Here is a 14,970-nt window from a genome sequence, read left to right as displayed (position 1 = left end):
CATCGAGAGGAGGTGCAGCGAAGCAAACCGTAGGCGATGCCCCCTGATGGACACCGTAGCGAGGGAACACTGAGCCTCAGCGAAGTGCCGTACGCCGGGGCAAAAGCCTTTTGCTTACTTTTCGGCTTTTGGAAAAGTGAGTCGCTGTAAGAGCGAAACCACCAGCGGCAGCACCCGAAGCAACGGATATGCTCTCGTTCCCAAACTCCACGAACCATTGACCCATCCCCACACCCTGCGTAGCCTTGCGCTTTCGAGGTTCTTCGGCCCACGCCGAAGCTAAGAAGGGAACGCGGTCCAAGCCGCGGCTGCCCCCGCAACTGTGAACGGTGCTGTTCGCTGCCACGCCACTGCCAGCTCAATCCAGAGCCAGCGGGAAGGCGCAGTAAACGCCGGGCCAAGGCCTGAACACCGTCAGCCAGGAGACCTGCCTCGTCACAGATTCTCACTTTCAACCGGGCGGGGTGATCCGGTGGCGAACTCTCCAGGCACGCACCCGCGTTGCCGGTCTCGTCCCGTATGCCCGCCACCTTGCCAAAGGGCATCCGATGAAAACACTGGCCAAACTCCCCGTCACCATCGTCACCGGTTTCCTCGGCTCGGGTAAAACCACCTTGCTGCGGCACATGCTCGACAACGCTCAGGGCCGTCGTATCGCGGTGATCGTCAACGAGTTTGGCGAGCTGGGCATCGACGGTGAAATCCTCAAGCAGTGCACCATCGGCTGCACCGAAGAAGAAGCCACCGGCCGCGTCTACGAACTGGCCAACGGCTGCCTGTGCTGCACGGTTCAGGAAGAGTTCTTCCCGGTGATGCGCGAACTGGTGGCCCGTCGCGGCGACCTCGACCACATCCTCATCGAAACCTCGGGCCTGGCTCTGCCAAAACCGCTGGTGCAAGCCTTCCAGTGGCCGGAAATCCGCAGCGCCTGCACCGTCGACGCGGTGATCACCGTGGTCGACAGCCCGGCCGTGGCCGCCGGCACCTTCGCCGCGTTCCCGGATCAGGTCGACGCACAGCGCAAACTCGACCCGAACCTGGATCACGAATCACCACTGCACGAACTGTTCGCCGACCAACTGGCCAGCGCCGACCTGGTAATCCTCAACAAGGCCGACCAGACCAGCCCTGAAAACCTCGCTCGCGTACGCCTGGAAGTCGCCGAAGAGCTGCCGCCAGCGGTGAAAATCATCGAAGCCAGCAACGGCCGTCTGCCGCTGGACGTGCTGATCGGCCTCGGTGCCGGTTCCGAAGAGCACATCGACAGCCGCCACAGCCATCACGATCACCACCACGGTGAAGGCGATGACGATCATGACGACCACGATCACGATGCTTTCGATTCGATCTCCATCGAACTGCCGCAAGCCGACGAAAGCCTGTTGCTCGATGCGCTGACGCAACTGGTGGTTCAGCACGGCATCCTGCGGGTCAAAGGCTTCGCGGCGATCCCGAACAAGCCGATGCGTCTGCTGATCCAGGGCGTGGGCACGCGTTTCGACAAGCATTTCGACCGTCAATGGGGCGCCGATGAGGCACGTGTGACGCGTCTGGTGTTGATCGGCCAGGAACTGGACGCGGCCAAGCTCGAAGCGCAATTGCGCGCCGCGCTCAGCGTTTAAGCCATGCACCTGCTCAGGACCCAGCCCGGCGGTTTCGTGTCGGATGACAACATTGCCGACCTAGGACAAACCCCCGCCGAGCTGGTGATCCTGTGCAGCGGCGACTCCAGCCTTGCGCTGCTCGCCGAAGCCGCGCAGCAGCTGCCCGAGGATTATCCGAGCGTGCGGCTGGCCAACCCGATGCAGGTGCAGAACCATGCGTCGGTCGACCTGTACGTCGATGAAGTGCTGCGTCATGCCAAGGTCATTCTGATTTCGCTGCACGGAGGCATCGCTTATTGGCGTTATGGCGTCGAGCGGCTGGTCGAGTTGTCCGAGCGTGGCGTGCAGGTGATTCTGGTGCCGGGCGATGACCGTCCCGACCCGGAGCTCAGCGACTTGAGCACCGTGGGCGCCGAGGATCGTGACCGGCTCTGGCAGTTCCTGCGTCAGGGCGGCATGGGCAATGCGCTGGATTTCTTCCGCTGTCTGGCCAATCGCTGGCTGGCGCGGGATTACGTGTGGGGCGAGCCGCAAACGCTGCCGCGCACGGCGATTTACCACCCTAACAAAAACACCGCCGCACTGAGCGACTGGCAAGCCGATTGGCTGCCCGGTCATCCGGTCGCGGCGGTGTTGTTTTACCGCTCGCATTTGCAAGCGGCGAACACGGCGTTTATCGACGTGTTCTGCCAACGGTTGCAGGCTGCCGGACTCAATCCGCTGCCGATCGCCGTGGCCAGTTTGAAAGAGCCCGGTTGCCTGTCGGTGGTCGAGGACTGGCTGGATGAGGTCGAGGCGGGGGTGATTTTGAACACCACCGGTTTCGCCCAGTCCAGCCCGGAAGCGCCGCATCTGCGGCCGTTCCGTCGCAACATTCCGGTGATCCAGGCGATCTGCGCCCAGGACAACGAGCCCGGTTGGCGTGACAGCGAGCAGGGCCTCGGCCCGCGGGATCTGGCGATGCACATTGCCTTGCCGGAGCTGGACGGCCGGATCATCAGTCGGCCGATCAGCTTCAAGGATCTGGCCTGGCGCAGCGAGCGCAGTCAGTCCGATGTCGTGTGTTATCGGGCGCAGCCTGAACGCATGGATTTCGTCGCCGAACTGGCGCGGCGCTGGGTCGATCTGGCGCGGGTGCCGAACGCTGAAAAGCGCATCGCCCTGATCCTCGCCAACTACCCGACCCGCGACGGACGCATCGGCAATGGCGTCGGCCTCGACACGCCGGCTGCCGCGCTGAATATCCTGCAGGCATTGCAGGCAGCGGGTTATCCGCTGCCGGCCGAACTGCCGGACAGCGGCACCGAGCTGATCCAGCAATTGCTCGGCGGCGTCAGCAACGACCTCGATACGCTCGATCAGCGCCCGTGCCAGCAAAGCCTGGCGATGAACGATTACCTGACGATGTTCAATGCACTGCCCGAAGCCAATCGCGCGGCGGTGCTGGAACGTTGGGGTTCGCCGCAACACGATCCGATGTGCCGTGACGGGCGGATGATGATCGCCGGCCTGCGGTTTGGCCTGACCTTCGTCGGCATTCAACCGGCGCGGGGATATCAGGTCGACCCGAGCGCGGTGTATCACGATCCGGATCTGGTGCCGCCGCACGCGTACCTCGCGTTCTATTTCTGGCTGCGCCAGACCTACGGCGCCCACGGCGTGATCCACGTTGGCAAGCATGGCAACCTCGAATGGCTACCGGGCAAAGGCGTGGGGCTGTCGGAGAACTGCTGGCCGGACGCGCTGCTCGGGCCGCTGCCGAATATCTATCCGTTCATCGTCAACGACCCGGGCGAGGGCGCCCAGGCCAAGCGTCGCACCCAGGCCGTGATCATCGACCATTTGATGCCGCCGTTGACCCGCGCCGAAACTTACGGCCCGTTGCGCAATCTCGAATTGCTGGCCGACGAGTATTACGAAGCGCAATTGCTCGATCCGCGCCGCGCCCGGGAGTTGCAGCGCGACATTCTGCAACTGGTGCGTGACACGCAGATCGATCGCGAACTGCAACTCGACGAAGCCCTCGACAGCGACGCTGATGCGGCGATCTGGCTGCCGCGTCTGGACACTTATCTGTGTGATCTGAAGGAGTCGCAGATCCGCGATGGCCTGCACATTTTTGGCGAGTCGCCGAGCGGACGGCTGCGCATCGACACCTTGCTGGCGCTGCTGCGGATTCCCCGTGGCGATGGCAAGGGTGCTCAGTCGAGTCTGTTACGGGCGTTGGCCAAGGCGTTTCAACTGGGTTTCGATCCGCTGGATTGCGCTTTGGCTGATCCCTGGACGGGCCCGCGTCCAATGGAGCTGCTGTCGGTCAGCGATGAAGTCTGGCGTACGGCGGGGGATACCCGTGAACGCCTTGAGCTGTTCGCGGCGCAATTGATCGAGCAGTCACTGGCGGGTGATGTGGCGCAACTGGACGCTTCTGGCTGGTCAGATGTGCAGGCGATCGTCAGTGCCCTGCGCGAAGTGATCGCCCCACGTCTGGACGCCTGCGGCCCGGCCGAAATGCAAGGTCTGCTCGACGCTCTGAGCGGTCGCTTTGTCCCGGCCGGCCCAAGCGGTGCACCGAGTCGCGGTCGCCTCGATGTATTGCCCACCGGGCGCAATTTCTATTCGGTGGACGTGCGCAACCTGCCGACCACCACCGCGTGGCGGATCGGTTTCCAGTCCGCAACCCTGATTCTCGAACGACACCTGCAGGATCACGGCGACCATCTACGCCAGCTCGGTTTGTCGGTCTGGGGCACGGCGACCATGCGCACCGGCGGTGACGACATCGCCCAGGCCATGGCGCTGATGGGCGTGCGTCCGGTATGGGCGACAGGCAGTCAGCGCGTCGATGATTTCGAGATTCTGCCGCTGAGTCTGCTCGACCGGCCTCGGGTCGATGTCACGCTGCGGGTCTCCGGATTTTTCCGCGACGCGTTCGCCAATCTGATTCGTCTGTTCGACGCTGCCGTGCAAGCCGTGGCGGAGCTGGACGAACCGGACGACCTCAATCCGCTGGCCGCCAAAGTGCGTGCCGAACGCGAGGCCTTGCGGCAGTCAGGGCTGGACGAAGAGGCTGCCCGGCGTCAGGCCGGCTGGCGGATCTTCGGTGCCAAGCCCGGCGCTTATGGCGCGGGCGTGCAGGGCGCCATCGACGGTCGCCTGTGGCAGAGCCGCGAAGATCTGGCCGAGGTCTACCTGAACTGGGGCGCCTACGCCTATGGCGGTTCCGATGAAGGCACCGCCGCCCGTGAGCAATTCGTCCAGCGCCTGAGCCAGGTGCAGGCCGTGCTGCAAAACCAGGACAACCGCGAGCATGACTTGCTCGATTCCAACGATTACTACCAGTTCCAGGGCGGCATGCTCGCGGCCGTCGAAACCCTGCGCGGCGAAGCGGCGGCCAGTTATCACGGCGATCACAGTCAGCCGGATTTGCCGAAGATCCGCACCCTGAAAGAAGAGCTGAACCGGGTGATCCGTTCCCGGGCGGCGAATCCGAAATGGATCGACGGCGTCAAACGCCACGGCTATAAAGGCGCGTTCGAACTGGCGGCAACCATCGACAACCTGTTTGCCTTCGATGCCACCACCCAACTGATCGACGATCACCAGTACGCGTTGCTGGCCGACGCCTATCTGCTGGACCCGGCGACCCGCGAGTTCGTGCGCGAGCATAATCCCCACGCGCTGCGCGACATGACCGAGCGCATGCTCGAAGCGCAGCAGCGCGGGATGTGGCAGGATCCGGGCGCGTACCGCGAAGCGCTGGAAAACCTGTTGTTGGATATAGAAGAAGAGAGCTGAACATGACCGATACCCCACATTTTCCGCTCTCTGCGGTGGTCGGCGCCGACGATCTGAAGCTGGCGCTGTACCTGACCGCCATCGACCCGAAGATCGGCGGCGTGCTGATCGAAGGCCCACGCGGCATGGCCAAGTCGACCCTGGCTCGGGGCCTGGCGGATTTGCTGGCCAGCGGTCAGTTCGTCACCTTGCCATTGGGTGCGACTGAGGAACGGCTGGTCGGCACCCTCGATCTGGATGCGGCACTCAGCGACGGTCGCGCGCAGTTTTCTCCCGGTGTGTTGGCCAAGGCTGATGGCGGCGTACTGTATGTCGATGAAGTGAACCTGTTGCCGGATCATCTGGTGGACCTGCTGCTCGATGTGGCCGCCAGCGGCACCAACCTGATCGAGCGCGACGGCATTTCCCATCGTCATTCGGCGAAGTTCGTGCTGATCGGCACGATGAATCCGGAAGAGGGCGAATTGCGCCCGCAACTGCTCGATCGCTTTGGTCTGAATGTCGCCCTGACTGGTCACACGGCGCCGGTCGAACGCGGGCAGATCATTCGCCGGCGACTGGATTTCGACAGCGATCCGCAGGCCTTCTGCGGGCAGTGGGAATCCGAGCAACAAGCCCTGCGTGAGCGTTGTGAAAACGCCCGCAATGCCTTGGCAAGCATTCCCCTTGATGATGACGCGTTGGCGCAGATCACCGAGCGTTGCTTTGCGGCCGGTGTCGATGGCCTGCGTGCCGATCTGGTCTGGCTGCGTGCTGCGCGGGCTCATGCGGCGTGGCGTGGCGCCGAAGCCATCGCCGAGCAGGACATCGATGCCGTGGCTGAATTTGCACTGCGTCATCGCCGCCGCGAACAGTCGCCATCCCATACGCAGCAACCGGCGCAAGCGCCGTCCGGCACCCAGACGGCGCCGAGTGAAGGGCAGGGGCAATGGGGTGAAATGCCGGCGCCGGCACTCGCCGCTGGCACGCGCCGCGAAATCCCTGCCTGGCCAAAAAAGCCGTAGGCATTCGTCCCCGATCCGACGCGGGGGCGAGTGCCAGACCCCGCGCCGGACACCTCGATAACGGTCGCCAGGGCAAACGTCACGCCGCTCGCAGTGGTTCGGTGAACTGGCCGGGCACCTTGCTCAATGGCCGGCCGAAAGTGCGCTCGGATCTGCTGTTTCAACTGCGCACCCGTACGCCTCATGAACTATGGCTGGTGATCGTCGACGCCTCGGCCTCGACCCGTCGTCATCAAGCGTTGAGCGATGCCAAGGGTGTGCTCGCCCAATTGTTCGATGACGCTTACCGACAACGGGCGCGTCTCGCCTTGCTGACCGCCAGTGGAGCAGCGCCGAAATGGCAGGTGCAGGGTTTGAAAGCTTCCAGCGGGTTGCGCGTGTGGCTCGAGGATTTGGGCGCGGGCGGTGGCACGCCATTGCTGGCGGCGCTGACTGAGGCTGAACACTGGCTGACCGTGCGTCGCAAGCGATTCCCCGCCGAGCAACAGCGTCTGTTGGTGCTCACCGATGGACGCTTGAAAGAATGGTCAAGGTTGCCGGTGCTGGCTTGTCCGGGCCTGCTGATCGATATCGAACGCGGGCCGATCCGGTTGGGCCGGGCCAGGCAGTTGGCGACGGCACTGGAAGCGGATTACCGTCATATTGACGATCTATTGTCGATCTGAGGTCTATGCTGCAACCAGCCCATCTCACAAGGAGTGAATCATGCGCGTACTGGTTGCCAATTCTCAGGACGATTTTCGCGTAAAGGCTTACGCCGGCACCAACGGCGTGCTGCTGGCGATGGACCTCGCCGAACCCCGCCGCAAAGGCCTGCTGGGGTTTGCCATCGAGAAGCAGCAGGGCGACAAACCCTGGCAGTTCCTGTTCAACAGCCTGACCTTTCCCGGCAAGGCTCACACCTTCCCGCAGTTTCACGCTACGCCGAGTGACATCGCACCCCTGCAGAAATTTCGCTGGGCCGATTACGCGGTCAATCCCGGGACTACGATGCACTACCGTGTGCATCTGGCCTACGGCACCGTCGACGCGCCGGTGCTGGGGGAGTCGCTGGAACTGAGCATTACCTCGGATGACGGTCACCCGGCCAACCAGAGCGTGATCTTCAACCGCGCCGTGGCCGCCAGTCAGGCGTTCCAGCGCAAGTTTCCCGATCTCGACGCACAGATCAGTGCCAACAAGAACATGCCCATCGAGGCCTGGCCAGACGCCGCTCGACAATGGCTGGAAAACGGTCTGCTCGGACGCTTGCAAGGGTTTATCGAGCGCGCCGTCGACGGGCAATGGGCGCTGGACATCGCGATCTACGAATATCAACTGCAAGCCATCATCGACACGGTGAACGCCGCATTCGATCGCGGTGTGCAGGTGCGGGTGCTGTATCACGCCCGGCCCGGTGACGAAGACACGACGATGAACGAGGCCAGCCTCGCCAAATTGCCGGACACCAGCAAACGCGGCCGGGTGACCCACGATATTTTCCATGACAAGTTCATCGTTCTCAGCCACATCGCCGGTGGTGAGCGGCAGCCGCAGGCCGTGCTGTGCGGCAGCACCAATTTCACCGCCAACGGCGTGTATCGTCAGGCCAACGTGGTGCATGTGCTGGACGACACGGCCATCGCAGCCAGCTATCTGCAGACGTTCGAGCAGGTCTGGGCGACGCCGGCGGACGTCGGTGCCACCCGTGACTGGATCACCCAGCACAACCCCATGAACCCGGCGCAACCGCTGTTTGCCGGGTTCTCGCCGCGCAGTGGCGGTGCCGATCTGCGGGCGTTCGTCGACATCATCAATGCGGCGAAGAAGGACGTGCTATTCGTCACGGCATTTACCTTGCCCGACGCGATTCTCAACGCGCTGCTCGGCCAGCCCCACGACGACATCCTGCGTTACGGCCTGCAGAACACCGTGAGTCGCATCACCGGATTCCACGCCGACCGCACGGCCGAGTTCGCTGCCACCGCGCTGCTCAACACCGGGCTGGAAGGCTGGCTGAAAGAGAACATGAAAGGCCAGAAGGGCAACCTGCTGGTGCACACCAAAGCGATCGTCACCGACTTCACCAGTGACAACCCGACCATCATCAGCGGCAGCCACAATCTCAGCGCAGCGGCCAGCAACGGCAACGACGAGAACTTCCTGATCATTCGTGGCGACACCGAACTGGCGGACCGTTATGGCCTGGAACTGTTGCGGTTCTACGAGCATTACCGCTTCCGCTATTTCGCGAAAAAACTGGCGCTGAAGCAGGTGCAGCCGCTGGCGGCGGATGACAGCTGGACCAACGACTATTACGTCGAAGGGGATTTGCGCCAGCTGTCTCGTCTGCGGTTTGCCGGGCGATAACGAATCAGAACAGATCATTTACATTCGAATAATCGAATATTTCCCGGGTTGCTCATACGAACAGGAGTGCGTCATGCAAAACAAGGACAAGGAATCGATAAGTCGTGACGATAATGCGAGTCCATCGGACGATGTGAGGCGGGAATACGCAAAAGACGATGCTCCCTCCCAACCGCCTCAACCACAAGGAACGCAGCAACCAACGCGTGAAAAGTCCAAAAGGGTTTCTGAGAAAAACTCTGTAAAGTCTGAGGAATCCCAGCAACAGTTGCCGCCTCAACTTCCCAAAGAAGCCGTTGAGGCACTGGAATACTTGATGGCGAGCACGAGAAAGCAAACCAACCGCTCAGCCGCTACCGCCATAGCAATCACTCAGAACGATGACCCATGGGCAACCAATCTGGACGATCGCCTGGGTGCCAACGATGAAGCGAAAGCTTTTGCTCGCCTGGCCGTTGCCAAAGATTTCACTCCTCCTTTAGCCATCGGATTGTTTGGCAATTGGGGCAGTGGAAAGTCATTTTTCATGCGGCTGATCTATCAGCACATCGAGCGTTTGATCCAGGGAGTGCCGAGTCCCCAAGCCCCCGAAGCAGGTTCCAAGGCATTCCATACTGATGTCGTACAGATTCGATTCAATGCCTGGCACTACGCAGAAACCAATCTGTGGGCGAGTCTGGTCAGCCATTTGTTCATTGAACTGGATCGCTGGTACACCAAGCATAATCCTGAAGTACGCGACCCTTTGCTCGAGCATTTATCAACTTCTCGGATGCTGACGCTGGATGCTGCCAAGGAGCTGGTTCGCCGCCGCCGTGACCAGCGTGCTGCAGCCGAGCAACTGCTCAAGGCTCGTAAAGAACTCGAGGATGCTCACGCAAAAACTGTTTCTTCGCCCTCGGCCTATCTTGAAACTCTGAGCAAAATATTTGACGTCGAGGATCGAGATGAGGAAGTTGAAAGTGCAATAGCCGAGATGACGAGCGCTGTCAGGTTATTTGGGATCGACACATTGGCCGTGAACGTCAAAGACTTTCAAGAGTTATCCAATGCCCTCCGTAACGAAACCGAAAAGGCGAAATTACTCGCCAGCGGTTACAAGTCACAACTGCTGAGTTGGTGGAGCGTGGGCGCCTTCGTCGGGTTCGTGCTGGCATTGCCATGGATCGCGACAGGACTGACGGCGCTAAAAAACCATGTTCCTGTGCTGAGCAGTCTGCATGAAGATTTGATTCTGTTGAGTGTTGCAGTGACAGCCGTCACTGCGCGCCTGCGTTTCGTCTGGGGCAGGGTTCGCGACGCATTGAAAAAGTTGGAGTCGGGCAAGAAAGTACTGGATGACGTCATCGACCGTCGCCTTGCCAAGGAGCTAAAGACAGTTGAGGTGGCAAGCCAAGAGCTGGCCAAGATGAATGCATCCGTCGATGAAGCCAAGGCTTTGGTGCAAGTCACCAGCGAACAGTTGGCGCATGCGACACACGATTTCTCTCAGGGGACAGGTGCCGGGCGCTTGAAGAAATTTGTTCGTGCTCGTGCGACTGACGGTGGCTATGCGCAACACCTCGGATTGATTGCCACGGTACGAAAGGATTTCGAAGAGCTGGCATTCAATGTGGCCGAGGCGGGCAGTCTTCGTGAGTCGGTCGAGGCAGAGCGAGAGGCATTCGTGACGAAGATGGAGTCGTTCCTAACAGCCAATAGTGCGCTGCTGGACGATGATGACATCGAAAAATTGCGTGCCGCAGCAAAACAACCAGATGCTGAGGTACGATCTTTCAAACGTATTGCCCTGTACATCGACGATCTGGATCGCTGCCCACCGGATAAGGTCGTCGAAGTATTGCAGGCCGTGCATTTGCTGCTGACGTTTCCGTTGTTTGTGGTGATGGTTGCCGTGGATGTGCGTTGGGTGCGCAAGGCATTGCTTGAGCATTACCCGAATCTGATGACGGGAAATGAAGAGCAATCTCAGACCGCCTCGGTGTCTGATTATCTGGAGAAAATCTTCCAGATACCCTATTGGATGCGGCCAATGGACAGTGCATCTAGTGAGCAGTTTTTGCAGAGTCAGTTGGAAAGAATAAAAGGTGCCTACTCGGGGGATGGTCTTCCCCCCGTACCGGATGACGATCCCTCGGTCAAGGTCGTCAACGTTGAGGGTGTTACGCCTGAACTTATGCGTCTCACCGAAGGCGAGACGCAAGCGCTGCAAAAACTGGCGCGGTTCATGGGGGCATCGCCTCGACGCGCGCTGCGATTCCTGAATGTCTATCGCTTGATTAAGGTCAGTCTCAAACCCGATGATCTCAAGACTCTGGAGGACGGAGAGTACAAGGCATTGCTCACACTTTTGGCGATAGCGATGGCAACCCCGCTCTGTTTCTCGAACTTGCTTCGTTCCGTTAATGTGAAATCAGACACCTTTGGGATGAGAGAGATTAAATCACTGATCAACTTAAGCCCGACCGATGAAAATATGCTCGAGTACAACCGGTTTAAAGAAATATTGGGGATTTACACTGTATTGATCGTTAATGAACCGTTCAAAACAGACCATCGGGTGAAAAAATACACTGCAATTATCCAGCGCTACTCGTTTGATGGCTGACACACAGTGTGTCAGCCATCAACGGCCATCACGCAATGCGGTGTATATCCATCGCCTGGCGGTACTGCCGGGTGCGGCGACTGAGGTACAAGCGGTCGCGGATCAGCGCCCAGAGTGCTGACACTTCGGGATGTGGCTGGCGACCCCGGCTCAGGCGCACCATCTGGAAACGCACGACCGCCATGTTCGCCAGCGCGGCCAGCGGTTTGCGTTTCCAGCGGATCGGCGGTAGTTGCGGCTGACTGTGGCGGCCTTCGCGCCAGTGTTTGACCAGGTTCGGCTCAATGGCCATCGCCGTGGCGATGCCGGCCATGGCGAGGCCGCTGTCGAGCACCTGCTCAACCACGGGCAAGCGACGGATACCGCCGGTGACCATTACCGGCATGCGCGCCACGCTGGCCAGTTCGCTGGCCATTTCCAGAAAGAATGCCTCACGGGCCAGGGTGCGCCCGTCGCGGGCTTCGCCTTGCATCGCCGGTGCTTCGTAGCTACCACCGGACAGTTCCAGCAGGTCGATCGGCTGTTCGTTGAGCCATTCGATCACCTGACGGGCGTCGTCCGTGTCGAAACCGCCGCGCTGGAAGTCCGCCGAATTGAGCTTCACTGCTACGCAAAACTGTGGCGACACCGCCTGACGCACAGCCTCGATCACCGACAGCAGCAGGCGTGCACGGTTTTCCAGCGAACCACCCCAGCGATCGGTACGACGATTGGTCAGCGGCGAAAGAAACTGGCTGAGCAGATAACCGTGGGCGGCGTGGATCTGTATGCCGGTGAATCCGGCTTTTTCGGCGAGTGCTGCGCTCTTGGCAAAACGTTGAATCACATCCTCGATGTCGTCCTCGGTCATCGGTTTGGGCTCGGCGAACAGTTTCGAGAACGAACCCATGTCCAGGGCCACCGCTGACGGCGCCAGTGCTTGCTGGCCCATATTGGCGAAGGTCTGACGGCCGGGATGGTTGAGCTGCACCCAGACCTGCGCGCCGCCACTGCGGGCGATTTCGGCCCATTGGCGGAAACGGTCCAGATGCCGTTCGTCTTCGAGCACCACGCCGCCGGGACCGGTCATGGCGCGGCGGTCGATCATCACGTTACCGGTCAGCAGCAGCCCGGCACCGCCGTCGGCCCAGGCCTGGTACAGGCGGAACAATTCACGGGACGGTGCCTGGTCACGATCCGCGAGATTTTCTTCCATGGCGGCTTTGGCGATACGGTTGCCGACGGTCTGGCCGTTGGGCAGATTCAAAATCTGGAAGGGCGACATTGCTTGACTCCTCATCAGTGATGGAGAGAGGCTAAGCTTAAAGTTAACTTTAATGTCAAGCAGGCAATTCGAGGTTGGAATGAAAATTGGTGAATTGGCGCAACAGAGCGGGCTGAGCGCTTCGAGCATTCGTTTCTACGAAGCCCAGGGCCTGATTCCCAAAGTGGAAAGGCTGGGCAATGGTTATCGGCGTTACCCGCCGCAAGTGCTGCAGACCCTCAATATCATTCGCTGCGCCCAGCAGGCCGGGTTTTCCCTTGAAGAACTCAAGCAGTTGCTGCCGGCTGCCGGAACCGGAGAGTTCAAGCACGATGAACTGGTGGAAGGCCTGACGCGCAAGGTCGAGCAGATCGAAGTCATGCAACAGCATCTGGCCCAGAGCAAGGCGCGGCTGCTGGAGGTGATCGACAGCATTCAATCCAAGCCCGAAGGCATGAGTTGCGGTGCGAATGCCGAACGGGTGCTGGCCTCGATCTACCCGGAATCCTGAAGCGACGGCGAAGGCGTACAGATTTTGAAATGATTTCCAGCTGTAGGAAAAGTCATCTGAGCCTGTACGCTTCAAAGCCTTTTTTCATTCAGGATTTGCATGAACACCCTCTCGGAGCCTCCCAGTTCGACTCAAAGAACCACGTTCCCTTCGCGCCATGGCGCGGTCTTGACGCACTCGCAGCATCCAGTCTTCCGACTCCCGACTATCGTTGATGGCGCAGCCTTCGAGCTTTCGCGCCGCACTTTGCCGTGTCCGGCAGCCTGAATTCACTGAAGAGAGATAGAGACAGATTATGGAATGGTTAGCGGATCCCACGGCATGGCTGGGCTTGTTGACACTGATCGTGCTGGAACTGGTGCTGGGTATCGACAACCTGGTGTTCATCGCGATCCTGGCGGACAAACTGCCACCGCATCAGCGTGACCGTGCGCGAATCATCGGTTTGAGCCTGGCGCTGATCATGCGTCTTGGCCTGCTGGCGAGTATTTCCTGGCTGGTCACCCTCACGGCACCATTGTTCGAAGTGTTCGGCAAGAGTTTCTCCGGCCGCGACCTGATTATGCTGTTCGGTGGTGTGTTCCTGTTGTTCAAGGCGACCATGGAGTTGCACGAACGGCTGGAAGGCCATATCGGCGAGCGTTCGACCAACACGGCTTATGCGTTGTTCTGGCCGATCGTGGCGCAGATTGTCGTACTCGATGCGGTGTTCTCCCTCGATGCGGTGATTACTGCCGTGGGCATGGTCGATGAACTGGCGGTGATGATGATCGCTGTGATCGTGTCCATTGGTGTGATGATCGTTGCCAGCAAGCCGCTGACCCGCTTCGTCAACGCTCACCCGACGGTGATCATGCTGTGTCTGGGCTTCCTGATGATGATCGGTTTCGCCCTGACCGCCGAAGGCCTGGGCTTCCACATCCCGAAAGGTTATCTGTACGCCGCGATTGGTTTCTCGATCCTGATCGAGGTGTTCAACCAGATCGCCCGTGCTCGTCGCAAGCGCTCGATGCAGGGTTTGCGCCCGATGCGTGAGCGTACGGCCCACGCGGTGATGCGTTTGTTGGGCGGTCGCAAACTGGCGGTTGAAGAGGTGGGTGAGGAGATCTCCGACTTGCTGGACAATGGCGAGGCGCCAAGCGCGGAGCTGTTCGACCGACGTGAGCGAGTGATGATCAGCGGCGTGCTGCAACTGGCTGAACGGCCGATCCGCACCCTGATGACCGTGCGCGCCGATGTCGATCACATTGACCTCGCGGATGACGCGGGGGCAATTCGCACGCGATTGATGCATTCCTCCTACTCGCGCCTGCCGCTGATTCGCAACGGTGCGGTGGATGAACCCTTGGGCTTCGTTCACAAGAAGGAACTGCTGAAGGAGTATCTGGCCGGCAACGAGCCAAACCTCGAACACCTGGCGCGCAAGACGCTGAACCTGCTCGACAGCTATTCGATCCTCAATGCATTGGAGCAGATGCGTGCAGCATCGACCCATATCGCGTTTGTAGTAAACGAATTCGGTGATTTTGTCGGCGTGCTGACCATGACCGACATTCTCGAATCGATCGCCGGCGAGTTGCCGGACGCCAGCGAAATCGCTGGCCCGGACGTGGTCGAAGAGCAGGGCGGGTTTGTGGTGAACGGCGCGTTGAATCTGACGCGGATTCGTCAGCGCACCGGCTTCACCGCCGAGCCGACCGAGGATTACCAGACGCTTGCCGGGTTGGTGATGAGCCTGCTGGATCGGTTGCCGATGAAAGGTGATCGCCTGGTACACGACGGTTGGGGCATGACCGTGATGGCGGTCGAGGAGCGGCGGGTGACGCGGGTGTTGCTGGTGCGTGAGGCCTGATGGC

The 14,970-nt window shown here is 60.4% G+C and carries 9 protein-coding genes and 1 riboswitch; of the genes, 8 read left to right on the top strand and 1 reads right to left on the bottom strand.

The window, feature by feature from the left end:
- The first annotated feature begins 239 nt into the window (after positions 1–239).
- Positions 240–449, top strand: a riboswitch (cobalamin riboswitch).
- A 99-nt stretch (positions 450–548) separates the two neighbouring features.
- From cobW to AC1RMX_RS06680, 6 genes are all read left to right on the top strand, one after another.
- Positions 549–1,622: a cobalamin biosynthesis protein CobW gene (gene cobW, locus AC1RMX_RS06705; RefSeq protein WP_493071149.1), complete on the top strand. Its 1,074-nt coding sequence runs from the start codon at positions 549–551 to the stop codon at positions 1,620–1,622.
- Positions 1,623–1,625: 3 nt separating this feature from the next.
- Positions 1,626–5,399: a cobaltochelatase subunit CobN gene (gene cobN, locus AC1RMX_RS06700; RefSeq protein WP_493071147.1), complete on the top strand. Its 3,774-nt coding sequence runs from the start codon at positions 1,626–1,628 to the stop codon at positions 5,397–5,399.
- A gap of 2 nt (positions 5,400–5,401) precedes the next feature.
- Positions 5,402–6,403 (top strand): magnesium chelatase ATPase subunit I, encoded by a 1,002-nt coding sequence (locus AC1RMX_RS06695; protein ID WP_493071145.1) that lies wholly within the window; start codon positions 5,402–5,404, stop codon positions 6,401–6,403.
- Positions 6,404–6,405: 2 nt separating this feature from the next.
- A complete protein-coding gene (locus tag AC1RMX_RS06690) occupies positions 6,406–7,068 on the top strand; it encodes a vWA domain-containing protein (protein WP_493071170.1) in 663 nt (220 codons plus the stop codon).
- 40 nt (positions 7,069–7,108) lie between these two features.
- On the top strand, positions 7,109–8,752 hold the full coding sequence (locus AC1RMX_RS06685) for a phospholipase D-like domain-containing protein (protein WP_493071143.1): 1,644 nt from the start codon (positions 7,109–7,111) through the stop codon (positions 8,750–8,752).
- A gap of 73 nt (positions 8,753–8,825) precedes the next feature.
- Positions 8,826–11,360 (top strand): P-loop NTPase fold protein, encoded by a 2,535-nt coding sequence (locus AC1RMX_RS06680; protein WP_493071141.1) that lies wholly within the window; start codon positions 8,826–8,828, stop codon positions 11,358–11,360.
- 28 nt (positions 11,361–11,388) lie between these two features.
- Here the strand turns inward: AC1RMX_RS06680 and AC1RMX_RS06675 are convergent, their stop codons facing one another.
- Positions 11,389–12,624 carry an NADH:flavin oxidoreductase/NADH oxidase family protein gene (locus AC1RMX_RS06675; RefSeq protein ID WP_493071139.1) on the bottom strand — a complete coding sequence of 412 codons (1,236 nt, stop codon included), beginning with the start codon at positions 12,622–12,624 and terminating at the stop codon, positions 11,389–11,391.
- A 79-nt stretch (positions 12,625–12,703) separates the two neighbouring features.
- Here AC1RMX_RS06675 and AC1RMX_RS06670 point away from each other — a divergent pair, with 79 nt between their 5' ends.
- The gene (locus AC1RMX_RS06670) at positions 12,704–13,114 is read left to right on the top strand and encodes a MerR family transcriptional regulator (protein WP_096821598.1); all 411 of its coding nucleotides are present in this window, start codon (positions 12,704–12,706) and stop codon (positions 13,112–13,114) included.
- 295 nt (positions 13,115–13,409) lie between these two features.
- A complete protein-coding gene (locus AC1RMX_RS06665) occupies positions 13,410–14,966 on the top strand; it encodes a TerC family protein (RefSeq protein ID WP_096821597.1) in 1,557 nt (518 codons plus the stop codon).
- Positions 14,967–14,970: the final 4 nt, after the last annotated feature.

Source organism: Pseudomonas sp. GW822-FHT03F04 (genome assembly GCF_058801405.1).
Note: the sequence above shows the minus strand (reverse complement) of the source record. Positions and strands in the feature narration are given on the sequence as shown.

What these genes read in the sequence shown, in the direction of transcription:
- cobW (WP_493071149.1), top strand. Translation starts at nt 549, where the DNA reads ATGAAAACACTGGCCAAACTCCCCGTCACCATCGTCACCGGTTTCCTC.
- cobN (WP_493071147.1), top strand. Translation starts at nt 1,626, where the DNA reads ATGCACCTGCTCAGGACCCAGCCCGGCGGTTTCGTGTCGGATGACAAC.
- AC1RMX_RS06695 (WP_493071145.1), top strand. Translation starts at nt 5,402, where the DNA reads ATGACCGATACCCCACATTTTCCGCTCTCTGCGGTGGTCGGCGCCGAC.
- AC1RMX_RS06685 (WP_493071143.1), top strand. Translation starts at nt 7,109, where the DNA reads ATGCGCGTACTGGTTGCCAATTCTCAGGACGATTTTCGCGTAAAGGCT.
- AC1RMX_RS06680 (WP_493071141.1), top strand. Translation starts at nt 8,826, where the DNA reads ATGCAAAACAAGGACAAGGAATCGATAAGTCGTGACGATAATGCGAGT.
- AC1RMX_RS06675 (WP_493071139.1), bottom strand. Translation starts at nt 12,624, where the DNA reads ATGTCGCCCTTCCAGATTTTGAATCTGCCCAACGGCCAGACCGTCGGC.
- AC1RMX_RS06670 (WP_096821598.1), top strand. Translation starts at nt 12,704, where the DNA reads ATGAAAATTGGTGAATTGGCGCAACAGAGCGGGCTGAGCGCTTCGAGC.
- AC1RMX_RS06665 (WP_096821597.1), top strand. Translation starts at nt 13,410, where the DNA reads ATGGAATGGTTAGCGGATCCCACGGCATGGCTGGGCTTGTTGACACTG.